At 67.9% G+C, this 21,928-nt stretch carries 19 protein-coding genes; 1 reads left to right on the top strand and 18 read right to left on the bottom strand.

Annotation, left to right across the window (positions count from 1 at the left end; genetic code table 11):
• Positions 1-35 precede the first annotated feature (35 nt).
• From ABZ453_RS45290 to ABZ453_RS45260, 7 genes are all read right to left on the bottom strand, one after another.
• Positions 36-1,061 (bottom strand): NAD(P)-dependent alcohol dehydrogenase, encoded by a 1,026-nt coding sequence (locus tag ABZ453_RS45290; protein WP_359025032.1) that lies wholly within the window; start codon positions 1,059-1,061, stop codon positions 36-38.
• The gene (locus tag ABZ453_RS45285) at positions 1,058-1,837 is read right to left on the bottom strand and encodes an iron-sulfur cluster assembly protein (protein ID WP_359025030.1); all 780 of its coding nucleotides are present in this window, start codon (positions 1,835-1,837) and stop codon (positions 1,058-1,060) included. Before ABZ453_RS45285 ends, ABZ453_RS45290 begins: the two co-directional genes overlap by 4 nt.
• The gene (locus ABZ453_RS45280; protein WP_359025027.1) at positions 1,834-2,844 is read right to left on the bottom strand and encodes an amidohydrolase family protein; all 1,011 of its coding nucleotides are present in this window, start codon (positions 2,842-2,844) and stop codon (positions 1,834-1,836) included. The genes ABZ453_RS45285 and ABZ453_RS45280 overlap by 4 nt, the downstream gene beginning before the upstream one ends.
• 122 nt (positions 2,845-2,966) lie before the next feature.
• Positions 2,967-3,323: a propane 2-monooxygenase effector subunit MimD gene (mimD, locus tag ABZ453_RS45275; RefSeq protein WP_359025025.1), complete on the bottom strand. Its 357-nt coding sequence runs from the start codon at positions 3,321-3,323 to the stop codon at positions 2,967-2,969.
• A complete protein-coding gene (locus ABZ453_RS45270; RefSeq protein ID WP_359025023.1) occupies positions 3,320-4,426 on the bottom strand; it encodes an aromatic/alkene monooxygenase hydroxylase subunit beta in 1,107 nt (368 codons plus the stop codon). Before ABZ453_RS45270 ends, mimD begins: the two co-directional genes overlap by 4 nt.
• Before the next feature lie 50 nt (positions 4,427-4,476).
• Complete coding sequence (locus tag ABZ453_RS45265; protein WP_359025021.1) at positions 4,477-5,514, bottom strand: FAD-binding oxidoreductase; 1,038 nt, start codon at positions 5,512-5,514, stop codon at positions 4,477-4,479.
• Positions 5,515-5,598: 84 nt separating this feature from the next.
• Positions 5,599-7,242 carry a methane monooxygenase gene (locus ABZ453_RS45260; RefSeq protein ID WP_359025019.1) on the bottom strand — a complete coding sequence of 548 codons (1,644 nt, stop codon included), beginning with the start codon at positions 7,240-7,242 and terminating at the stop codon, positions 5,599-5,601.
• A gap of 209 nt (positions 7,243-7,451) precedes the next feature.
• On the opposite strand from ABZ453_RS45260, the gene ABZ453_RS45255 reads away from it, so the two are divergent.
• Positions 7,452-9,302, top strand: a complete 1,851-nt coding sequence (locus ABZ453_RS45255) for a GAF domain-containing protein (protein ID WP_359025017.1) — start codon at positions 7,452-7,454, stop codon at positions 9,300-9,302.
• 13 nt (positions 9,303-9,315) lie between these two features.
• Here the strand turns inward: ABZ453_RS45255 and ABZ453_RS45250 are convergent, their stop codons facing one another.
• The 11 genes from ABZ453_RS45250 to ABZ453_RS45200 form a co-directional block, all read right to left on the bottom strand.
• Entirely contained in the window at positions 9,316-10,626 is a 1,311-nt protein-coding gene (locus ABZ453_RS45250; protein WP_359025015.1) for a helix-turn-helix domain-containing protein, read from the bottom strand.
• Positions 10,623-11,150 (bottom strand): flavin reductase family protein, encoded by a 528-nt coding sequence (locus ABZ453_RS45245; RefSeq protein ID WP_359025014.1) that lies wholly within the window; start codon positions 11,148-11,150, stop codon positions 10,623-10,625. The genes ABZ453_RS45250 and ABZ453_RS45245 overlap by 4 nt, the downstream gene beginning before the upstream one ends.
• A 106-nt stretch (positions 11,151-11,256) precedes the next feature.
• Positions 11,257-12,456, bottom strand: coding sequence for an oxidoreductase (locus tag ABZ453_RS45240; protein WP_359025013.1), 1,200 nt, complete (start codon positions 12,454-12,456; stop codon positions 11,257-11,259).
• A 180-nt stretch (positions 12,457-12,636) separates the two neighbouring features.
• Positions 12,637-13,500: a bifunctional methylenetetrahydrofolate dehydrogenase/methenyltetrahydrofolate cyclohydrolase FolD gene (gene folD, locus ABZ453_RS45235; RefSeq protein ID WP_359025011.1), complete on the bottom strand. Its 864-nt coding sequence runs from the start codon at positions 13,498-13,500 to the stop codon at positions 12,637-12,639.
• A complete protein-coding gene (gene purU / locus ABZ453_RS45230; protein ID WP_359025009.1) occupies positions 13,497-14,402 on the bottom strand; it encodes a formyltetrahydrofolate deformylase in 906 nt (301 codons plus the stop codon). The genes folD and purU overlap by 4 nt, the downstream gene beginning before the upstream one ends.
• A 27-nt stretch (positions 14,403-14,429) precedes the next feature.
• Positions 14,430-15,881: an aminomethyl transferase family protein gene (locus ABZ453_RS45225; protein WP_359025007.1), complete on the bottom strand. Its 1,452-nt coding sequence runs from the start codon at positions 15,879-15,881 to the stop codon at positions 14,430-14,432.
• Between the two features lie 46 nt (positions 15,882-15,927).
• Positions 15,928-17,151, bottom strand: a complete 1,224-nt coding sequence (locus ABZ453_RS45220; RefSeq protein ID WP_359025005.1) for an acyl-CoA dehydrogenase family protein — start codon at positions 17,149-17,151, stop codon at positions 15,928-15,930.
• 117 nt (positions 17,152-17,268) lie between these two features.
• Positions 17,269-18,561, bottom strand: coding sequence for a Xaa-Pro peptidase family protein (locus ABZ453_RS45215; protein ID WP_359025003.1), 1,293 nt, complete (start codon positions 18,559-18,561; stop codon positions 17,269-17,271).
• Positions 18,558-19,493: an NAD(P)-dependent oxidoreductase gene (locus ABZ453_RS45210; RefSeq protein ID WP_359025001.1), complete on the bottom strand. Its 936-nt coding sequence runs from the start codon at positions 19,491-19,493 to the stop codon at positions 18,558-18,560. Before ABZ453_RS45210 ends, ABZ453_RS45215 begins: the two co-directional genes overlap by 4 nt.
• Before the next feature lie 363 nt (positions 19,494-19,856).
• Positions 19,857-20,795: an ester cyclase gene (locus ABZ453_RS45205; RefSeq protein WP_359024999.1), complete on the bottom strand. Its 939-nt coding sequence runs from the start codon at positions 20,793-20,795 to the stop codon at positions 19,857-19,859.
• A 217-nt stretch (positions 20,796-21,012) separates the two neighbouring features.
• Complete coding sequence (locus ABZ453_RS45200; RefSeq protein ID WP_359024998.1) at positions 21,013-21,657, bottom strand: NAD(P)H-binding protein; 645 nt, start codon at positions 21,655-21,657, stop codon at positions 21,013-21,015.
• Positions 21,658-21,928 lie beyond the last annotated feature (271 nt).

Raw genomic sequence — 21,928 nt, 5'->3', positions numbered from 1 at the left:
CGGCCGCGCCCCGGGGCGGAGCGCTGAACGGCCGGTCAGGGGACGAGGATTGCCCGGCCGCGGACCTTCCCCTCGTCCAGGTCCTGAAGGGCCTGGGCGAAATCGGTCAGGGGGTAGGCGGTGGTGTGCAGAGCGACCTCGCCCTGCGCGGCCAGCACCATCAGTTCGGCGAGATCGGTGTAGGAGCCGACCAGGTTGCCGATGAAGTTGATCTCGGTGGAGATGATGTCGATCGTGGGCACGGTCAGGACCCCGCCGTAGCCGATCACGTGATAGTCGCCGGCCCGGCGCAGCATGGCCACGCCGTCTTCCAGGGCGCCGCCCTCGCCGACGAAGTCGATCACCGTCTCGGCGCCGTGCCCACCGGTGAGTTCGAGGACCTGCTCCACGTGAGTGCCGTCGGCCGCGACGGTGTGGTGGGCGCCGACCGCTGCGGCGAGTCCCAGAGCCTGGGGCGATCGGTCGACGACGATCAACTCGGCGGGGCTCAGGGCGCGCAGCGCCTGGATGCCGATGTGCCCGAGTCCGCCCGCGCCGATGATCACCGCTTTGTCGCCGGGCGCGAGACGCCGCGCCGCCTTCTTCACCGCGTGATAGGCGGTCAGCCCGGCATCCGCCAGGGCGGCGACATCGGCCGGGGCGAGCCCTGGGGCGAGCTTGACGACGGCGCGTGCGTTGGTCCTGACCAGTTCGGCGAAGCCGCCGTCGGTGTCGATGCCGGGGAAGGCGGAGTTCTGGCAGTGCACGTCGTCACCACGGCGGCAGGCCGGGCACAGCCCGCAGGTGACCAGTGGATGCAGGATCACCGGGTCGCCGACAGCCAGGCCGGTGACCGCGCTGCCGACCTCGTGGACCCAACCGGCGTTCTCGTGGCCCTGGATGTAGGGCAGGGCGACGTTGGACTTCTCGGCCCACTGGCCTTCGATGATGTGCAGGTCGGTGCGGCACAGACCGGCGCCACCGACGCGGACGACCACGTCCAGCGGCCCGGTGATCTTCGGTTCGGGCACGTCCTCGACGACCGGCGTGCCATGGTATTCGTGCAGGCGTATGGCCTTCATGCGACATCTCCTGATGCGACGGTGGGTGCGTCCGCGCCGCGGCGGTCCCTGCTGGTGGCGCTGACTTCCGCTGGGGGCTCGTGGGGGCCGTAGCGGGTGGCGAGCAGTCCCTCGCACAGTTCGGTGTTCACGGCGATGCCCACCGCTGTGGTCCGTCCCCGCTTCAGGTGCGACTCGACCTCGGCGGGCAGCACCCCTCGACCGAGTTCGTCGGTGAAGACCGGCTCATCGCCTCCGCTCGCGAGGTCGAGGGCCCGGCGCCGGCGGACGAGGGGGCCGGCCAGGTCGTCGGGCAGGTCCCGCAGCCGGGCCTCGGCCATCTGCCGGACGGTCCAGCCCCGCTCCGTCAGCCGCTTGCCGAGCCGGCCCTGCGCGGCCAGATACCCCTTCTGCAGGAAGGTGAGCCGCAGCTCGGCCAGTTCCCCCTTCGCCTGCCGGGGGAAGGCCTCCTTGAACCCCGTCCGAGCGGCCACCGCGGCGTTGATCTCGTCGGCTGCGAAGTGGTCCTCCAGCCGGACCTCGACCGCCTCCGTCCCGGGCAGAGCGCGCACGGCCGCGTGGGCGTCCGCGGTCATCAGGTAGGCGAAGTTCGGGGCGCAGAAGTAGGTCGGCAGCCTCAGCCGGATCAGTACGGAGCGTCCCGAGGGCTGCTCGCGCACGGTCGCCTCGGTCACGAACCCGAGTTCGGTGATCGGCCGGTCGAGTTCCGGGTCGCGCACCGTGCTCAGTGCCTCCCACACCCGCTCCTGAGCCACGGTGACGGCGGCGGTGCTCATGCCGTCACCCCTGCCGCGGCAGACGGTGTCGTCGCTCCGGCCGGCACCTTGAGGTCGTACAGCTTCGCGGCGTTCAGGCCGAGGATCTTGGCCTTGATGTCCGGGGTGAGCGCACCGTACTCGGACTGCAGGTCTTCGGGGATCTGGAAGTCGACGAACTGCTCGACCAGCCACTTGGGGTGCCACAGGGCGTAGTCGCTGCCGAACAGGATGCGGTCTTCGCCGATCCAGTACAGCAGTTCGCCGAGGATCTGGGCGAAGTAGCGGGGCCGGCTGTGGATGAAGGGCATCGCCACGGCGAGACCGCCGTAGACGTTGGGCTCCTGGGTGGCGATCCAGCAGAAGTCCTCCAGCCTGGGGAGGCCGACGTGCTCGATGACGAAGTTCAGGGCGGGGAAGTCGGTCGCTGCGGCGTCGACGTCGGCCACGTCGAAGGCGTCGCGGTCCAGCGGGTAGATGGTCGGGCCCTTGTGGATGTGGATGTTGGTGATGCCCAGCTGTTCGCACTTGGCCAGATACCGGTAGGACCACTCGTCGGTGAGTTTCCAGCCGCGCGAGTCGCCGCGCCACTCGGCGGTGTAGAGCTTGACGCCCTTCAAAGGCGCCTCACCGGCGAGCCGCTCCAGCCGGTCCAGGCCCGCCTGGCCGTCCCGGGGGTCCCAGGCGTCGTTGAGTACGAGCCGGTCGGGGTTCTGCCGGTACAGCGCGAAGGCCGCGTCCCTGCGGTGGAAGCCGCGGGTGTAGAAGTCGCTCAGGTACGCCGGCTGGAAGATCGCGGTGTCGACATGACCGGCCTGGAACACGTCCTGGAGGAAGTCGGCTTCGGAGTACTTCTGGAACTTCTCCAGCGGCCACAGCCATTCAGCGGGGCTGAGATTGCGGTGGTAGTCGTAGAAGCAGTCGATGAAGCCCTTGCCGTACCGGTTGGCCTGGTTCTCCACGCTGGCGTCCCACAGCGCCACGTGGGCGTCGACGACGTAGTACGACTGGCCGTCCTTCGTGTACATGTGCCTACCTCGGTTTCGTGATGGGTGGGTGCAGGGTGGAGCATCGGGTACGGGGGCGCACAGGGCGGCCGCTGCCCTTGACGGGCGCCCCCGTACCCGCCCCCCGGCTTGGTGGCCGTGGGCTACTGGACGGGCCGAAGGTCGAAGTCGATGTACTCCGCTGCTTCCTCGGGGCTGGCGAAGAGCATCGTCTTGTCGTCGAAGTGCACCATCCGGCCGTAGTGCGTGGACATGATCTCTTCGAAGTCGGTCTGGTCGAACTCGAAACCGATCACCTCGGTGATCTCAGCGAAGTCGAACAGCAGCTTCCCCTTGCCGTCGACCCGGATCATCGAGGGGTACTCCTCGACGGAGACGTCGTCCTTGCCACGCATCACCTCGGCCACGACGTGACCGTTCTGGTTGTTCATCAGCGTCACGCCGCACAGGTTCGAAAAGGTGCGGTTGACGTCGAACTTGGGATCGTTGACGGAGGTCACTTGGCCAGCCCCTTCGGCTCGGAGAGGTTCAGGTCCGACAGCAGGCCGCGGAAGCCCGCCACCGCGGCGTCGTAGGAGTCGGCGAAGGTGACCGGCTTCTCCTGCGGCTGCGACCAGATGGGCTGCAGTTCGTGGGCCGCCCGGACGCTCAGCGGCACCCAGGTCTCCAGCCAGCCCTGCAGGGTCCCCCGGTTGCGCTCGCCGTGCTCCTCGTCGGTGGTGAGCATGCGGAACAGGGCTCGGGTGTAGCCCAGGTCGCGTCCGTAGTCGTGCTCGCCGGTGCCGACGAGCGTGGGGGTGACGTAGTCGCCGTTGCGGGCGGAGACCTGCATCACCAGGTGGCTGCGGAACAGGACGCCGACCAGCAATTCGAAGATCACGTTGGTGGCGAAGAGCGACTCGGCCCAGTCACCGATGGCGGTAAGCCGCTCGACGTTCTCCCGCACTCCCTGCCAGACCGGATCGGTGTGCCAGGTCTTCCTGTGCTGCGCGCCGTCGAAGCCGATCTCCGCCTCGGACAGGTCCAGGTTGTACAGGGCCAGGTCCTGGGCGAAGCGCAGCTTGTGGGCACTGTTCACCGCGATCGCGGTGTTGATCATGTTGGTGGGTGCGGAGCGCTGTTCGGAGGTGAACACGTGCATGCCCAGACCGTGTTCGGCGTGCATCCAGGCACCCAGGTGCCGCTCCAGGAACCTCACCCACGCCGTCGGCCATCCCTGGTAGGCGCCGGCCTGCTTGGCGTTGTCCAGGGTGAGCTGGATCTGCCGGACGACGTTGGAGTTGTTGCGGTAGATGGTCTGTTCCCACTCCTCGTTCGGGTCGAGGAAGCGGTGCCAGTCACTGCTGCGCAGTTCGGTCCAGTCCTTGGGGTAGCCGCCCTTGCCGTCCGCGAAGCCGTAGATCCAGCCCTGCGTGAGGTGGCGATCCGGGTCGGGCTGTACGTCGACGGTGACGTCCTCGTACATCGTCGCCCGCTTCTTCTGGGGCGTGTAGTAGTTGTACGAGCGGCTCTTCGAGCTGGGGAACTCCTTCAGACCCGCTTCCGCCCCGGTGAACTCGATCTGGGGGAAGCTGCGTGGCGCGGTCTGTTCCGCTTGCGACATGAGCGCGCACCTTTCTGTGCGTGATGGAAGGGGGTTCTCGCGGTGGCCTGTCAGTCCTCGGCGGCGGCGGTGATGGTGAACTTGTCGAAGAAGATCTGTTCCTCGGGCACGCCCAGCTGCTCCAGCAGCGGCAGGGCGGAGTCGATCATCGGCGGCGGGCCGCAGAGGTAGACGTCGCAGTCGGCGAGGTTCTCCTCCCGAAACCTGAGCACGTCGGTGACCAGACCGGTCCCTCCGCTCCAGTCGTCCGGCCAGCTGTCGGACAGGCACGGAACGAACTCGAAGGCAGCCAACTGCTGGGTGAGGTGCGCCATCTCCTGAAGCTGGAACAGGTCGGCTTCGGTGCGGGCGCCGTAGTAGTACACCGCCTCACGTTCGTTCCCGCTCTCGGCCATCTGGCGCAGCAGCGACAGGATGGGGGCCATCCCCGCGCCTCCGCCGACGAAGACGAGACGACGGTCGGAGCTGACCCGCAGGGTGAAGGTGCCGTAGGGGCCGACCACCTCGAGGGGGTCCCCGACCGCGAGGCCGTCTTCGAGCAGCCCGGAGAACCTGCCGCCCGGGTAGCGCTTGATGATGAACTCCAGGTACCCCTCGGCCGCGGAGACGTTGGCCATGGAGAAGGAACGGTGCTCGCCGGTTCCCGGGACGGTGATGTCCACGTACTGGCCGGGGTGGAAACGGAAAGCGGGCTCTTCGGGCAGGTTCAGCCGCAGCAGGCTGATGTCGTGCGTCAGGTCGGCCACCTCGGCCGTGCGGGTCTCGACGGTGACGACGGGCAGACCGGACCGGATCATGTCCTCGTCGTAGTTGACGAGTTCGATCTCCGTGTCGCTGTAGACGTGCGAGCGGCACAGCAGGACGTATCCCTCGTCCTTCTCGAAGTCCGGAAGGGCGAACGTGGAGTACCGGCCCATCTGGAGGTCGCCGTCGAGCAGGAAGGACTTGCAGGCCGAGCACTGGCCTTCCTTGCAGCCGTGGATCAGCATGACGCCCTGCCGGAACGCGGCGTCGAGTACCGTTTCGTCCTCGTCGGCGTCGATCTCTATGCCTACCGGTTCGAATCGCACCTTGTGCGTGTCGGCCATGATGCCGCTCCTCGAAGAGTTGGAGGGCTCCCGCTGCGCCGCACCGCGGCTGCGCGCCGCAGCGGGAACCGGCTGGTGTCGGCGTCAGGCCACCGTGGGGGTGACGTTCGGGTTCGCCCGGTACGCCGCGATGTGCGCCTCCCGCTCGGCGTCGGACATCTCGTTCAGCAGCACGTTGGGGCTGGCGAACGTGATGCCGCGCATGTCGTCGAGGGTCCACAGCTTCTTCGGGTCGTCCAGGTCCAGGTGCGGCTGTGCGATGAGGGTCCTGCCGTCGTCACGGACGTAGCCGAGGTCGGAGATGATGTCGGCCAGGTCCCGGCCGTGGTAGAGCGTCTCCCACTCGCGCTTGCCGGTCAGCCGGCCCATGTTCGGCGTCGGGGTGCCCTCGTACTCGGACCGGAAGGCCACCTTGTCCGTCCAGTGGCAGGTCTCCGAGCAGTAGGTCCGCCATTGGCCGTCGACCTTGTCCACCACCATGTCCTCGCGGATCAGGGCGGGCACCATGCACGTCCAGCACCGGTGCGGGTACTCGTAGCCGACCTCTTCGAACGCGATCGGCTTGTTGCGGCCGGGGTAGCGCAGCCGGTTGTACGCCTCCCACCAGCGGCCGAACTGGTTGTACCAGCCCGGGTACTTCTCCTCGAACCACTCGAAGTCGGCGTCCGTCATCGGGTCGATGCGCCAGTAGTTGACCGGCCAGCCGGTGGCGAAGAACTGGGCGACCCGGTGCACGTAGTGCTTGTTGTAGATCCGGTCCCACGACTCCTCGACGAGGTCGTGCGGGATGACCAGACCGTACTTCTCCAGTGGGATCAGGTAGCTGCGGTAGTAGTCGTCGTAGATCCACCGACGCCACATCTCCGCGTAGCTGTCCCGGTCCTTGCGGCGGTCCTTGCTGCCGTACTCGATGAACGTGCCGATGGCGGCGTCCACCACACAGTGGTTGTTCCACCAGGCGTAGCGCAGGTCGCGCTCGAGCAGCTTGCGGTTGTCCTCGTCGGCCAGGGCCATCAGGAGGATGGAGTAGCCGTTGGAGATGTGCCGGGACTCGTCCGACTGCACCGAGTGGAACACCGTGGGCAGCAGGTAGTCGCCGTTGGCGGCCGCCTCCGAGGGCATGGCCACGAAGAGGGTGTTGGTGAACGCGGTCTCGGCGACGACAGTCAGGTAGATGTTGGCCGCGGTGATCGCGTCGCCGGTGATGAAGCCCTCGCCGAACTGCCGGCCGATCGTGCCGGCGTAGTTGTTCGCGAACGCCTTCTCGGTGATGTCGAATCCGGCCGGGTCGATGTAGTGGTTCATATACAGGCGCTTGAGGTTCATCTGGATCGTCGAGTGCCGCACCTCGTCGATCATCTGCACCGCGAGCCCGTTGTGGACCTCGGGGTTGGGCACCGCGTCGATGGCCATCGGCATGGCCCGCGCGGCGGAGATCTCCGGGAAGGGGATGATGGACAGGAACAGCTTCTGCCATTCCATCCAACGCTCCTGCACCTGCCGGAACATGTTGCCGCGGATGGCGCCGTCCATGGCGCCGTAGACGCGGTTGTCCTTCTCCTCCTCCATCGGGAAGTAGGAGCGCAGGATCTGCTTGAGCGGGTCCTTCTTCGGGGCCTTGTCGAACTTGTAGTCGGTTCCGAACCGCTTCGCCGGTGTGGCGAAGGTCGGCTCCCACGAGAGCTCGGTGATCTTCTTGTGCGCCTTGCTGAGACTTTGTCGGCTCACGAATGCCTCCTGGATGGCGAGTGCGTGGCTCCGGCGCCCGCGACAACGCCGATCGCCCGCGTGCGGCCGGAGTTGCCGCGTTCACGGAAACTCCGGCGTAACGTCCTGGTGCGAGGAATCACACGGCATCTGATGGGCACGTGCGGTCTCAATTTGAGACAATCAGCCCGCTTCCGTCGGCCGAGGTTGCCTGGTTACATGCTTGCAACGTGCTCGATCAGAGCACCGTCAACGGCGGGCAGGGATGCGACGTGTCCTCGACCTACTCAATGAGTCCGCAACCGCGCGCGGGGCGGGTTCTGGCGAAGACACGGGAACGGTTCCTGACCGGCGGCACCGTGGACCCGGGCCAGGTCAGGGAGACCATCGCAGCCTCCTGGACGAGATCACGGACGTGGAACGTAGCCGCCGACCACGTACGGCTCGCGTACGTCAAGGACCCCAACCTCGAGACTCCGCTGACGCGTGCCGCCGCTCCGATCCTGAGCCGGCTGCGGGAACAGCTGAGCGACGAGCGGGTCAGCATCATCCTCACCGATCCGACGGGGGTGGTCCTGGACCGGCACACCTCCGACGGCCGGCTGGAGCGTCGGCTGGACCAGGTACAGCTCGCTCCCGGCTTCTCCTACGCGGAACAGTACGTGGGCACCAACGGCATCGGCACAGCTCTGGAGGGCGGACAGGCCACCTGCGTCTTCGGACACGAGCACTATGCCGAAGATCTCGAGGACCTCGGCTGCGCCGGGGTACCGGTGCGCCATCCGGTCTCCGGCCGGCAGCTCGGGCTGCTCGACCTCACCTGCTGGACCCGTGACGCCTCACCTCTCATGCTGGCGCTGGCGAAGACCACCGCCCGGCAGATCGAACAAGAGCTCACCACCCTCACCGGGCTGCGCGAGTTCGCCCTGTTCCAGGAGTACCTGAGGGCGTGCCGGCACAGCGGCGGCATCGTCTTCGCCCTCAACAACGACGTGGTGATGATGAACGACCACGCCCGGCAGGTCCTGAGCGCCTCGGACCAGACAACGCTGCTCGCCACAGCGGCCGAGGCGATGATGGGCAGCAAACGCGCAACGATCGACGTGACCCTGCCCAGTGGGGGCAGGGCCCGTTTGTTCTGCGCCCCGGTCCACACCGAGAGCGGCCCCGCCGGCGGAGTCATCCGGGCCCGGCTCACCGGCGCCACGGCCGGGACACCGTCCGACACGCCGGTCCGCCACCGCCTGCTGCCCGGTCTCGCCGGATCCTCCAGCACATGGCAGCGATTCTGCGACCAGGTGTGCGCGCACTACCAGAGCGGCGAATGGATCACCGTCCGCGGCGAGGCCGGCACCGGCAAACTCGCCCTGCTCCGTGCTGTGGACCGTCATTACGCCCCGGCCGGGCGCTTCCACGTGCTCGATGCCGCCGAGGCGACCGACACCACCGACTTCCTTGCTCACCTGAGTCAGGAGCTGCGCGACACCAGCGGCACTCTCGTCATCCAGCACATCGACCGGCTGCCCGCCGAGGCCGTCCAGGCCGTCGCCACCCTGCTGCTGCGGCATCGCCGTGCCGACGCGCAGGCCGGGCGACGACGCTGGGTGGCGGCGACGCACGGTTTTCTCGCTCAGGATCACGGCCTCGCCGACGTGCTGGGCGTCTTCCCCGCCTCCGTGGAGATTCCGCCGCTGCGCCACCGTATCGACGACATCCGAGAACTCGCACCCTTCCTCCTGGTCAAACTGACCTCCACCGCGTCACTGGCCTGCTCTCCCGCCACGATCCGGCTGCTGATGCGCCACACCTGGCCCGGGAACGTCGCCCAACTCCGGCAGGTCCTGAGCGCGGTGGCCCAGCACCGCAGATCCGGCGTGATCGAGCCCGGTGACCTGCCGCCCGAGTGCCAGAGTGTCGCTCGCCGGGTCCTCAGTCCCATGGAGTCCCTCGAACGCGACGCGATCGTGCGCAGCCTGCTCGACGCGAACGGCAACAAGAACAAAGCGGCCCTGGTGCTCGGCGTCTCCCGTGCGACCATCTACCGCAAGATCCGCGAGTACGGCATCGACCTGCCGCAGTAAGGCCTGCCGGCCGTCACGGCTCGATGATCTCGGCGAGGCTCAGTGCCGCCCACAACTCGAGCTGCCGGGACTTGACTTCACGACCGAGGAGTTCCTCCGCGCGGGAGACCCGGTAGACGACCGTGTTCTTGGCGACCGTCAGCCGACGTGACGCGTGCTGAGGGCTGCAGTTGCACTCCAGGTAGGCCCGTACCGTCTCACGCAGCACCCGCAGTGCCTCTCCCTGCTGGTACAAGGCTCCGAGTTCGTCCCGCATGAAACTCACGGCCCGGTCGCCGTCGACGCTGAGCAACGTCATCAGGCTCACGTCGTCGTAGTACACCATCCGACCACCCGAGTCCCGAGTGGAGTCGAGCCCGACCAGTCGGGCGGCGGCCCGCGCCTCGTCATGGGTGGAACGGAAGCCCTCGATCCCACGCCGTACCCGCCCGACGGCGACGAGCGCGTGGGGCAGGTCCACGGCGGGGAACGGACGTGTGTCCGGCCGTTTCCGGAAAGCCGCCCAAGCCCATACCTCGCCGTGGTCCGCCGGCATGACGATCTGTGCCACCGCGCCGGCGCTGCGCAGCAACGACGACGTCGCGCGAGGGAGCCAGACCGTGTCGACGACCTCCGAGTCGTCCTGCCGCAGGATCAGACCGACGTGGTAGGAGTCCGTCAGGTCGTATCCCAACTCCCGGGAGGCAGCCGCGGCGTCGACGTCCTTCCGAGCGAGGACAGCGCGCACCAGGTCGTCGCGTGCCGCAGCCGCCCTGGCCAGCCAACGACGCTCTTCGACGAGGAACACCTCACTCGAGCGCTCGGCGAAGGAATTGGCGACCTCGAAGAGGATCCGCGACACCGACTCCATCTGACCGGCTTGCTCGGACTCGGGCACGAGATGGCGACAGGCGCTCAAGTAGTGCTCGGCGAGCTGTGCGTGGCCCTCTCTCTGGGCGGACCATACGCGCTCTATCGGCACTCGGCGGTGGATCAGCGCCAGGATGTCCCGATCGGCTCCGGGGATCAGGTCGGCCGCAGGGTGCTCACCTGCGTCGAGGGCCAGGAGCATGCTGATGGCGAGCGACTCGGTCGTCGGGCGCATGGCCCGGACCGCCTGCTCGCCCCCACCCAGGTACGGGATGAGGTCGGTGCAGCGTCGGGCCAGGTCCAGCCCGACTTCGACCGCCCAGGCCACCGGCTGCGGACCGACCCGTTTCAGGGCCAGCTCCAGCAGACGCGGGTGGCACATGGGCTCGGGCCCGTCCTGCTGCACAGGCCGCAACCGCCGGGTCCAGCTACCTCCCATGGTGCGGGAGGCCGTGGCCGGGGAGGTGTGGCTCACGCGGACCGTTCCTCGAGTGCCGTATGGGTGCCGAAGCTCCGGGCGTGATACGTCAGCGGCGGTCCCGAGACCGTGTCCGCGGCCCGTACCAGACCGAGCAGGACAACATGGTCACCGCCCTCGACGAACCGGACCGCGTCGCAGGCGAGGAAGCCGCCGGCGTCCGGCAGCCGCGGTACCCGGGCTTCGACCTGCCACCGGACGCCGGTGAACTTGCCGGCTCCGCCCTTGGTGGCGAACTGCCGGGCGAGTGCCGACTGGCCACTGCTGAGAACGTTGACTCCGAAGGCACCGGACTCACGGATCACCGCCAGCAGTTCGGAGGAGCGGTCGAGGGACACCAGGATCATCGGGGGGTTCATGGACAGTGAGGCGAAGGCGCTGACGGTGGTGCCGTGCGGCCGCCCCTCGCGGATCGCGGTCACGACGGAGACGGGGGTGCACACCGCGGCCATGACCTCGCGGAACACTGACGGCAGGGCCGATGGGGTGGGGGATTCCAGGGCCCCGGCGGCTTCGGTCATGGGGATCTCCAGTTGCTGCGGGTTCCCACGGTCTGGGATGCCGGTTCGGCTCCGGTCGACGGGCTGGAGCCGAACCAGGCGGACACAGGCGTCTGACGGCAGGGCGTCAGATCAGGCCGATCTCCTGGGCGTCCAGCCCGACGAGGTCGAGGGCGTACAGCTCTCGGTTGAGCAGGATGTTGTTGAGGCCATGGCTCGTGGCGACCGTGATGTCCCGCCAGATCCGCTGGAGCGGGTTGGAGAGGGCGAAACTGCTGGTGCCGCTGATGTCGAGCAGCAGAGTGACCGCGTCCCGGAAGCTGCGGGCCGCGATCGACGAGTCGCCCCGGACCCGTGCCTTCTCGGAGACATCGGGCAGCCGGCCCTCACTGGCGATACGGTCCAGGTCGTCAGCCGCCCTCAGGAGGTGGAACCGTCCCGTGTCGATGGTCATCCGGGCGTCGGCGAGGGAGAACCGGTAGCTGGGGGCCAGACGCCGGTCCTCGAACTTCCAGTAGTTGACGGGCTTGCCCGAGGTCATCGTCTCCAGAGCGAAGTCATAGGCCGCTTCCGCCATGCCCATGAGCGGACCGTTGATTCCCAGACAGGCGACCGGCCCCAGTGGGGCACGGTAGATCGTCTCGTCCTCGTGCCAGGGCTCGAACAGTTTGTAGCCCTGGAACGTGTCGAAGTCCACCGTGAACTCGCTCGACACGAAGACGTCGTCGGAGACGAAGGTGTTGCTGCCTGTGCCGGCCATCCCGGCCATGTTCCACGTGTCGTCGATGGTGAGCGCGGAGGTGGGCATCAGCGCGTAACCGAGTTCCTTCGGCTTCCCGTCCTCGTCGGGGACGAGGAAACCGCTCATGTTCCACTGGGCCTGGTAGCACCCGGAGGAGAAGCCCGACCGTCCGGTGATGCGGTATCCGCCGTCCACCACGGTCGCCGTCCCGCTCGGGCCGAACTGGCTGACCGCGACGTTGCGGGGGTCGTCGTAGACCGCGGCACGAACATCGTCGTTGAACAGACCCATGGCGAACGCCGTGGTGTTGGCGATGAACGCGACCCATCCGGCGGAGGAGTCACCGCGGGAGATCTCGGCCGTGAGCTCGACCAGGGTCCGGACGTTGCCCCCGGCGCCGCCGGCCCTCCGGGGGGTCAGCGCCTGGAAGAGACCCGCGGAGCGCAGGACGTCCTCCGTCTCCGAGGTGAGCCGGCGGTCCCGCTCGGACTGCTCGGCGTTCCGCCTCAGCAGGGGGATCAGATCGTTGGCCGTCCCCACCAATCCCGCTGTGTCCGGCACCGTGGCTTCATCGAGAGTCGCCAATGTTTCCTCCTACGCTAGGCGGCGCTGCCCGCGCTGGTCGCGGCTCAGTCCCGCTGACCCACTGACGGTTCGATGGAATCAGGCATATGGGGTCGGTCTCTTGCCCTGTCGGACCAAATCGACCCGCCCCGGTTGGTCCCGGAAACCAAGACGCCGGACGATGCCTCATGGAGGCGGCCCTCAGAGTGTCGTCGTGCCGATCGCGCTCTCCGCGGCGGCGATCGTGTTGGCCAGCAGCATGGCGATGGTCATAGGGCCGACCCCGCCGGGAACCGGCGTGATCCACCCCGCGGTTCGGCAGACCTCGGCGAATCGCACGTCGCCGGTCAGGCCGTTCTCGGTGCGGTGGATGCCGACGTCGATGACGGCTGCGCCGGGGCGGACATGCTCGGCCGTGATGAGGCCGGGAAGGCCGGCGGCGGCGACGAGCACGTCGGCGCGCCGCGTCACCTCCTCAAGCGCACGCGTACGCGAGTGGGCGATGGTCACGGTCGCGCCGCGGCGCAGCAGCAGCTCGGCGGCCGGGTGCCCGACCAGTTCGGAGCGGCCGACGACCACGGCCTCGGCACCGTCCAGCCGGACCCCGGCGGAGTCGAGCATCCGGATGACCCCGCCGGGCGTGCAGGGCCGCAGTCCGGGCAGGCCCCGTGCCAGCAGGCCCTGGCTTGCCGTGGTGAGCCCGTCGACGTCCTTCTCGACGGGGATGAGATCCACCAGGGCGTGACGGTCCAGGCCGTCGGGCAAAGGGAGTTGGAGGAGGATGCCGCTGACACGCCGGTCCTCGGCGAGTTCGCTCAGCAGCGCGGCCACCTGCGCGTGGCTCGCGTCGCCGGGCAGGTGATGATGGAAGTCCTGCAGCCCGGCTTCCGCGGCCGCCTTCCGCTTGCGGCGGACGTACACCTCGCTGGCTGGGTCGTCGCCGGCCAGGACCGTGGCCAGTCCCGGCGCCCAGCCGTGCGCGGTCGTGAACGCGGCGACGCTTTCGGCGGTCTCCTTGCGGCTTTCCGCGGCGAGCGCCGTGCCGTCGATGATCGTCGCGGTCATGTTGGGAACACGATGGTCGAGTTGCCGTCGCGAAGCACCCGGTCCTCGGCGTGCCAGGCCACCGCGCGGGCGAGCACCAGGCGTTCGACGTCCGCGCCGCGTCGGACCAGGTCCCGGGTGGCGTCCGCGTGGGAGACGCGTACGACGTCCTGCTCGATGATGGGGCCCTCGTCGAGGTCCTCGGTCACGTAGTGCGCGGTCGCGCCGATGAGTTTCACACCCCGGTCCTTCGCCTTCTGGTACGGACCGGCACCTATGAACGCCGGTAGGAAGGAGTGGTGGATGTTGATGATCGGCACGCCCACGTCACGGATGAAGTCACCGGAGATGATCTGCATGTAGCGCGCCAGGACGACGAAGTCGACATTGCCCTGAAGCAGCCTGAGGTGTTCCTGCTCGGCGGTCTTCTTGTCCCCGTTGCGCACTGGTACGTAGAAGTAGGGGATGTCGAAGCGTCGCACCTGGTCGGCCAGGTCGGGATGGTTGGACACGACCATCTCGACCTTGACGTTCAGTTCCCCGCGCTGCTGACGCCACAGCAGGTCCAGCAGACAGTGATCGGTCTTGGAGGCGAAGATCGCGACACGCTTGCGCTTTCCCGCCTCGGAAAGCCGCCACTCCAGGCCGAGTCCATCGCGGATCTCGCGGTCCAGGGCCTTCTCCAGCCGGGGTCGAGCGGCGCCCAGCCCCTCCAGGCGGAACACGGTGCGCTGGTAGAACCGTCCTCCGGCCGGGTCCGTGGAGTGCTGGTCCAGGGAGACGATGTTCGCTCCCGCCTGGGCCAGCGTGGCGGAGACGGCCGCGACGACGCCGGGCCGGTCCTGGCCCTGTACGATCAGCCGTCCTTCCTGTGTCTCCCGCCCGGAGTCGGTTGCCGTTGGAGAGGTCTGGGTGGTCGTCACTGTCGCTTTCCTTTCAGGCAACGGATGTCAGCCGTTGGCCACGCCGGAGGGGATGGCGCTGAGGTCCACGGCCTCGTTGCGGGGCAGATCGAGATACGGGAAACGCTCGACGACGGCGCGCACGGGCTTGATCCGGCCGCCGTGATCGCCCCACTGGACGACAACCTCGTTGCCGATCTCGGCCTGGTCCACATCGATGACGCAGTGGGAGATCATCTGGCGGTAGTAGTACGAGTACACGGCGAGCGACGAGACACCCACGACCTTGCCGCCCTGGGTGACGAGGTCGGCATGTCCGCCGGCCGGTGACTGCGGTGTGGTGGGGAACTCGAAGTGCTTGTACTCCTCGCCCGGTTCGAACTGCGAAGCGAAGACATCCAGGATGTCCTCCTTGTTCCAGTGCAGCGTCACCGTCTTGCGCCGCCGGTGGGCTGCCTCCGCCTCGATCGCCTCGCGGCCGACGAAGTCGTGGTCGAGCTTCGCCATCCAGCCCCAGTTCACCTCGTGCGGTGTGCGCATACGGGCGCGATGGTCGTCCGGATCGGCGCTGCCCGTCAGACCCGCTCCCGCGCGCAGCGGGGGGACCGCCGCCCCGAACACGGGATCGGAGACGAAGTCTGCGTCGAAGTAGGCGGAGGGCATGAACGTGCAGCCTTGCTGGGGAAAGCCCCCTTCGGTGTGGTTCACGACGTAGGTGCGCCATCCCAGACGCTTGATCCCCAGGCCCTGGCCCGCCTGGTAGACGGCATCGAACACGGCGGGCCCGTGCTCCAGGGGCCCACGCAGTTCGTAGGCGAGTGTGCCGGCCATGCCGATGCGGGACAGCTCGATGTCGACCTCTGTGTCGACGCCGGCGATGACCACCTTCCTGGTCGCCAGAAAGGCCACGTCACGCAACTGCTCGCCGATCAGCCGCTCCAGGACCTGCAGCGACGTGGGGCCGGCCACCTGGAACACGAAGATCTCACGTGTGCCGATCCGCACCTCGAGACCGAGCGACTGGGCCTTGTAGGCGGCCCACGGCACGGGGGAGGCAAGCTGTCGGAACGAGTCCTCGCCCTCACGCACGGTCAGCGCGTGGTTGGCGATGAGTCCGTTTTCGTCGGGCATCACCAGATGCTTGGATTTGCCGATCGACCACTTGTGGACGTTGTTGATGCTCAGCCGGGACAGGAGTTCCTGCGCGTCCGGGCCGTCGAAAGTCACCTCTGGCATGAAGGTGAGGTTCGAGGCGACGTAGCACCCCGTCTTCCACGACAGAGAGGTCGACTTCCAGTCGTCACCTTCCCAGATGGCGAGCGTGCCACCGATGTTGAAGTACGTCGGGACATCCGGATAGACCGGAACGCCTGAGACCGCGAGCACCCCGCGTCCGCCGTCATCGCTCATTGTTCGCTCTTTTCCGTCACCATTGATCGGTTGTTCAGGAAGGTAGGTTTCGCGCGGGCAGCCGGCTATCCGGTCCGGAATCACGCGCATCCGCTTCGCGAAACCGGACCGGGGACACCGCAAATACCTGCAAGGTTCACAGGAAAAGGGCGTAGCGATCCATGTCGAGCCCGGTCAGACTGAGCGCGTAGGCTTCGCGGTTGAGCGGGCCGTTGTTCAGTCCGTGCCGGCTGGCGGTGCCGAAGTCGCGCCAGAACCTTTGCAGCGGGTTCGAGAGTGCGAAGCTCCTCGTTCCGTTGATGTCCAGGAGAAGATCGACGGCTGTCCGGAAGTTCGTGGTGGACACCGCCTGGTCGCTCTTGAGGCGTGCCCGCTCGTCGAGGCTGAGCACGCGGTCCTCCTGAGCCGCGCGATCCAGGTCCTGTGCTCCGCGCAGGAGATGGAGCCGACCGGTGTCGATGGCGGCCCGAGCCTCGGCGAGTGCCGAGCGCCATCCCGGCGACTCACGGGCGTCGTCGTAGTTCCAGTTCTGGATCGCTCGCCCGCCGTTCATCACCTCCATGGTGATGTCCCAGACCGCTTCGGCCATCCCCAGGAGCGGGCCGCCGAGCCCGAGGCATGCGATCGCGCTCACCGAGGACCGGTAGGCCGCCTCATCGCTGTGCCGGCGGGGGAAGGTACGTCCCAGGAAGGTGTCGGCATCAATGGTCCAGTGTGCGGGGACGACCAGGTCGTTGGCGACGAGGGTGTTGCTGCCTGTGCCGGCCATGCCGGCGACGAACCAGCTGTCCTTGATCTCCATCTCCGCGATGGGCATGAGCGCCCACCTGATCTCCTGCGGCTTTCCCGCGCCGTCCACCACCAGGAAGCCGCTGATCGTCCACTGCGCCTGATGGCAGCCCGAGGCGAACGGCCACTGTCCGGTGATGCGGTAGCCGTCCTTCGTCGGTACGCCGGTCCCGCCGGCGCCGAACTGGCTGATGGAAACGGTGTGCGGGTCGTCGCCGTAGACCGCGTCCCGCGCGTCGTCGGGGAACAGTCCCATCGTCCAGGCGGTCATGTTGGCGATCATCGCGACCCACCCGGCCGATCCGTCGCCCCGGCAGAGCTCCGCGACGACCTCGATCAGGGTCTGTGCGTTGCCTCCCGAGCCGCCGGCCCGGCGAGGACCGCATGCCTGGAGCAGTCCCGCCGATCGCATGGCCGCTGCCGACTCGTCCACAAGCCTCCGGTCGCGCTCGGACTGTTCTCCGTTCCTCCGAAGCAACGGGATGAGTTCGTGCGCGGTCTGCACGAGCTGAGCACGCGTCTCTTCCTGCTCGGCAAGAGCGGACCGGACGGTGGGATCTGTGACGGTCATCTGGAACCTTCCTCGCTTGACTTCGTTGTCAGCGCCCCGACAGCTGTGCGCATGTCGTAAGGCAGGTTTCTCAACAGGCTGCTCGGCGATCGCCGAGACCACCGGGGCACGAGCCCGTCAGTAGGCGTTGGTGACGAACAGCTCCTGCGCCGGGAATCTGGTGAGGATCTCGGTGCCGTAGTCCGTCACCACGACTTCCTCCTCGATCCGGGCCGCGGAGACGCCGTCGGATGCCGGGCAGTAGGTCTCCATCGCGAAGACCATGCCGACCTGGAGTTCGACCGGGTCCTTCATGGAGTTCAGCCGTGAGATGATCGGCCGCTCGTGCAGGCCCAGGCCCAGACCGTGCGCGAACTGGAGGCCGAAGGCCGACAGTTCGTCGTCGAAGCCGAAGTCCTGTGCCTTCGGCAGGACCGCCGCGACCTGGTCGCTGCCGACACCTGGTTTGATGGCGTCCAGTGCCGTGTCCATCCACTCGCGGGCCCGCTGGTACGCGTCCCGCTGACTGCCCGTCGCCCAGCCCACGCCGAAGGTGCGGTAGTAGCAGGTCCGGTAGCCGTTGTAGGAGTGGATGATGTCGAAGAAGGCCTGGTCGCCGGGGCGGATGATGCGGTCGGTGAAGTTGTGCGGGTGCGGATTGCAGCGCTCGCCGGAGATCGCGTTGATCGCCTCGACCTGGTCGGACCCGTACTCGTAGAGCCGTTTGTTGGCCAGCGCGACGATCTCGTTCTCCCGCACGCCGGGCCGCAGGGCCCCGACGATGTCCTGGTAGACCCCGTCGACCATGGCGGCGGCCTGGTTGAGCAGCATGATCTCGTCGGGTGATTTGATCACCCGCGCGTCGAGCATGTGCTGCTGGGCATCGGCGACCGTGATGCCCTGCCGTTGCAGCTCGAACAGGAAGGGCGGCTCCACGATGTCCACACCGAGCGGGCTGTCGGCCAGGCCCGCTTCGGTGAGCAGCGACTTGATCTCCGCGACGGCATCGACCATGAGGCCCGCTCCATCGGGGGCGACCGCTCCGCGGAAGCCGAGGAAGCCGGCACGGTAGTTGTCGCTCGGCACCCAGTCCGAGTAGAGCTTGTGGTGGCGCACCGCGGAGCCGAAGTCCCACAGGATGGGGTCGTGCCCGCGCCTGAGCAGGGCGTAGCGGATCATCTTGTCGCCCAGCGCGCCGCCGATCCAGGTCTGGGTCGTGTAGCGGATGTTGTAGAAGTCGAAGAGCAGGAACGCGCCGCAGTCGCTGGCATCGAGCGCGGCCTGCGCGCGGGAGAGCCGGTAGCGGCGCAGTCGTTCGAAGTCGACGCGGTGCTCGTAGTCCACCCCGTTCTGCCCGGGAGCACTCAGCGGGCGCACTCCCGGCGGCCGCAAGGACGGGCGTTCGAAGGCCCGTTCGTCACGGTGGCTCACCGCTCCGTCTCCAGTCCGTCGTCGACCGGGACGTTCTCCGCCTCCAAGGTCAGCCCCGCCCCCTTCGCGACGGTGAGGATGAGCGTGGCGAAGTCCAGCTCCGTGTTGCCCGCTCCGACCTCCTGGGCGATGATCTGCCGGGTGGCGGACGCGATGGGCATCGGCACGCCCAGCGCGCGGCCGGCGTCCAGGCCCAGGTCGAAGTCCTTCTGCAGCAGGACGTTGGTGAAAGTGGTCGTGAAGTCGAGGTTGACCAGCGCCGGCGACTTGTAGCGGGTGAACGTCGAGCCCATCACCGAGTCGTTGAGGAAAGCCAGGAAGTCGGCGCGCCTGACCCCGCCCTTCTCGGCGAGCACCGTGATCTCCGCCAGGGACTGGATCACCACGCCGAGGAACAGGTTGTGGGCGATCTTCACCAGCCGGGCGGCCTCACCGTCGCCGACGTAGGTGACCCCGCGGCCGTACTGCGCCAGCAGGTCCTCGACCGCCTCGAACGCGTCCCGCGGACCGGAGACCGCGGCGGTCAGCTTGTTCGCGGCGATGACCTTCGGATTCCCGCTCACCGGCGCGGCGAGCAGTGAGGTTCCCCGCTCGTCGGCCGCGGCGCGCAGCACCTCGCTGGCCTGGCCGGAGACCGTCGACGAGTCCACGATGATGCCCGGAGCCGCGGCCGGGTCTGTCAGCAGCCCGTTCTCGCCGGTCGTGACCTCGGCGAGGTCACTGGAGGTGGACACCATGATGCACACCACGTCCCGGTCGGACAGGTCCACCGGGCGTGGCACGAACCTGGCGCCCTGCTCCACCAGGGGCTGTGCCTTGGCCTCCGTGCGGTTGTAGACCGTGACGTCATAGCCGGTCTTCAGCAGCCGCCGGACGAGTTGCGCGCCCATCCTGCCTGTTCCGATCCAGCCGACAGTGGGCTTCTCCGACATGCTCGCTCCTTCGTATGGGTGTACAGCTCGGGGAACCGGGCCTGGAAGCCGAGGCAGGCGTCCCGGAGCTCACCCGTCCAGTCTTGAGATCCCGTCCGGACTGCGCGATCCGCATACGGACCGCGGCAATCCGAGTTGCGAAAGACTCGAAATGGCCCCTGCGGCACGGTCTGTCCGGTGATGAACCCAAGGGCCTAATTTGTCGCGCACCTGACAATCACTAAGACGAACGTGCCCTGTCCCCCCGAGGTGGGGAGACCCGGAACACGGTCGACGGCGACCGCCGGGGCGGCCGGTCACCCGGACTCGAGAACGAGCACGCCTACAGCTCGCCCCGGCGTTGCCGCTCTGGCCGCTGAGCGGCTAGAACATGGTGTTGTCGTTCGCCGAAGTGGCCGGAACCGGCTGAACGGCGTCCCAGTGCTCAACCACCTTGCCGTGACGGACCCGGAACAGGTCGAAGACGGCGAACCCGCGGTCGTCGGCGGCGAACTTGTAGTTGGAGTGGACCGCGACGTAGTCGCCCTCGGCGATGACCCGTTTGACGCCGACGCTGAAGTCGGGGTGTGCGGCGAAGGTCGACGTGAAGAACTCCTTGGCCGCGGTCGTGCCGTTGGGCGTCTGCGGGTCGTGCTGGGAGTAGGGGCCGGCAACATAGCGGTCGAAGGCGGTCACGTCACGCCCGGTGGTCACCTCGCTGACCAGGGCCGACACAACCCGCTTGCTCGCGGCGGTGGACACGCGCGGGTCCGGCCCCGGCAGGCGCGGGCTGCTCAGCGTGGAGAACATGTCGTTACCGCTGGCCGTGCTGTCCGGTGCGTCCTGGATCACGTCCCAGTGTTCGGCGATCTTGCCGTCCTGGACGCGGAAGATGTCGACGACCGCCTGGGTCTTGGCGCCCGGAGCCGCCGTGCCGTCCGAGTACAGCAGAACCAGGTCGCCTTCGGCGGCGACCCGGTCGATGTGGGTGTGCATGTCCGGGTTGGCGGCCCACAGCTTGGTCAGCAACTGCCGCAGCGGCTCGGGGCCGTTCGGAGAGTGCGGGTCGTGCTGGATGTAGTCGGGCCGGACGAACTCGTCGATGACCGCCAGATTGTCATGGTTCCACAGCTGGTCGTAGAAGTAGACCACCATCGCCTTGTTCGCAGCGGTCTGGCGGTCGCCTCCCACCGCCGACGCGGCTGAGGCCGACAGGGGCGATGCCGCCGAGGCAGCGACGCCCACGACCGACAACACACCGGCTGTGGCAGCGGCGAGGAGAACCCGGACAGCTCGCTTGGTACCGATCGCAGAGATGAGCATGATCGCGTCTCTCTTTCCTTGTCGGCGCCGTCCGGTGACCGACTGCGGGGCGGCGGCACGGGTGTGCGAGTTCTCCACGGCGGGACATCGTCGGTCGGCCGAGTGCCCGACAGGTGCCGGACACCGAGTCGAAGCCGAGAAAGACGCGCCGACGATGCCGGGCGGCCGGGCAGGTCCGGGTGTCTCGGCCGTTGGCCGGGGCCGGTCCGACCCGGGTTCAGTAGGCGACGGTGAAGCGGGCCTGACGGTGAGCCGGCTCGTCGATCTCGTCGACGAAGGCGATGGCGTAGTCGGCGCCGGAGATGAAGGACTTGCCGTCGGCGTCGGAGAGGAGCACATCGCCGCCGAGGCGGAAGGTGCCGGTGCGCTCACCGGGGACCCAGGAGCCGAACTCGGCGGCCGGGCTGAGGTAGAACCAGTCCGCGTCGGCTCCGGTGGCCCTCAGCGCCTCCAGGACCTGTGCGTGCGAGCCGGCCTCCGGCTTGACGACGTCCGGGAAAGCGGGGGCGTCGATCAGCCGCGGACCGCCATCGGCCACCTGCAGGCTGCCGGCGCCGCCCACCACGCCGAGCCGGGCACCGCCCTCCGCGACGGCAGAGAGCAGCGACGGGACGAGCGGGAGCAGGAACGGCTCACCATCGACGCTGCCGTGGACCGCCACGACGACCACATCGGACTTGGTCGCCAGGTCGCGCACCAGGGTTTCGTCATCAATGGACCCGGCGACCGGAGTGACCCCGGGACGGGCCTCGGCGGAGCCGGTGCGGTTGACCGCAATAATCTCGTGCCCGCGGCGCAAAGCCTCGTCGGTGATGTGGCCGCCGGCGTACCCAGTTGCGCCGAAGACGGTGATGATCGCCATGGTGGGCTCCCTCGGTAGGGGTCTGTGGTGAGCGGAAAGACGCCGTCTGCGGCGAACGCGCGCAGCGGCCTGTCCGACCTCGCAGAATTCGAAACTGCGACGCTTACGAATAGAACTGTAACAGCATCAGATACAGTTTCTCCGGCTGCCCTTACCATGAGGTCATGGCACAGCCCACGAACACCCAGTTCGCGGTCGGCGTCCATCTGCTCACCCTGCTGGCCGCCCGACCCGGCGAGTGGCGGGACTCGCAGTCCCTCGCCTTCAGCCC

The sequence above is a fragment of the Streptomyces sp. NPDC005799 genome (genome assembly GCF_040630525.1).
GTDB lineage: Bacteria > Actinomycetota > Actinomycetes > Streptomycetales > Streptomycetaceae > Streptomyces > Streptomyces griseorubiginosus_B.
The sequence above is the reverse complement of the archived record's forward strand: the minus strand, read 5'-3'. Positions and strand labels throughout refer to the sequence as shown.

Excerpts from the sequence above, each read along its gene's own strand:
- ABZ453_RS45200 (WP_359024998.1), bottom strand. The coding sequence starts at position 21,657 with ATGGCGATCATCACCGTCTTCGGCGCAACTGGGTACGCCGGCGGCCAC.
- ABZ453_RS45210 (WP_359025001.1), bottom strand. The coding sequence starts at position 19,493 with ATGTCGGAGAAGCCCACTGTCGGCTGGATCGGAACAGGCAGGATGGGC.
- folD (WP_359025011.1), bottom strand. The coding sequence starts at position 13,500 with ATGACCGCGACGATCATCGACGGCACGGCGCTCGCCGCGGAAAGCCGC.
- ABZ453_RS45220 (WP_359025005.1), bottom strand. The coding sequence starts at position 17,151 with ATGACCGTCACAGATCCCACCGTCCGGTCCGCTCTTGCCGAGCAGGAA.
- ABZ453_RS45290 (WP_359025032.1), bottom strand. The coding sequence starts at position 1,061 with ATGAAGGCCATACGCCTGCACGAATACCATGGCACGCCGGTCGTCGAG.
- ABZ453_RS45205 (WP_359024999.1), bottom strand. The coding sequence starts at position 20,795 with ATGCTCATCTCTGCGATCGGTACCAAGCGAGCTGTCCGGGTTCTCCTC.
- ABZ453_RS45225 (WP_359025007.1), bottom strand. The coding sequence starts at position 15,881 with ATGCGCGTGATTCCGGACCGGATAGCCGGCTGCCCGCGCGAAACCTAC.
- ABZ453_RS45270 (WP_359025023.1), bottom strand. The coding sequence starts at position 4,426 with ATGTCGCAAGCGGAACAGACCGCGCCACGCAGCTTCCCCCAGATCGAG.
- ABZ453_RS45265 (WP_359025021.1), bottom strand. The coding sequence starts at position 5,514 with ATGGCCGACACGCACAAGGTGCGATTCGAACCGGTAGGCATAGAGATC.
- ABZ453_RS45285 (WP_359025030.1), bottom strand. The coding sequence starts at position 1,837 with ATGAGCACCGCCGCCGTCACCGTGGCTCAGGAGCGGGTGTGGGAGGCA.
- ABZ453_RS45280 (WP_359025027.1), bottom strand. The coding sequence starts at position 2,844 with ATGTACACGAAGGACGGCCAGTCGTACTACGTCGTCGACGCCCACGTG.
- ABZ453_RS45245 (WP_359025014.1), bottom strand. The coding sequence starts at position 11,150 with ATGACCGAAGCCGCCGGGGCCCTGGAATCCCCCACCCCATCGGCCCTG.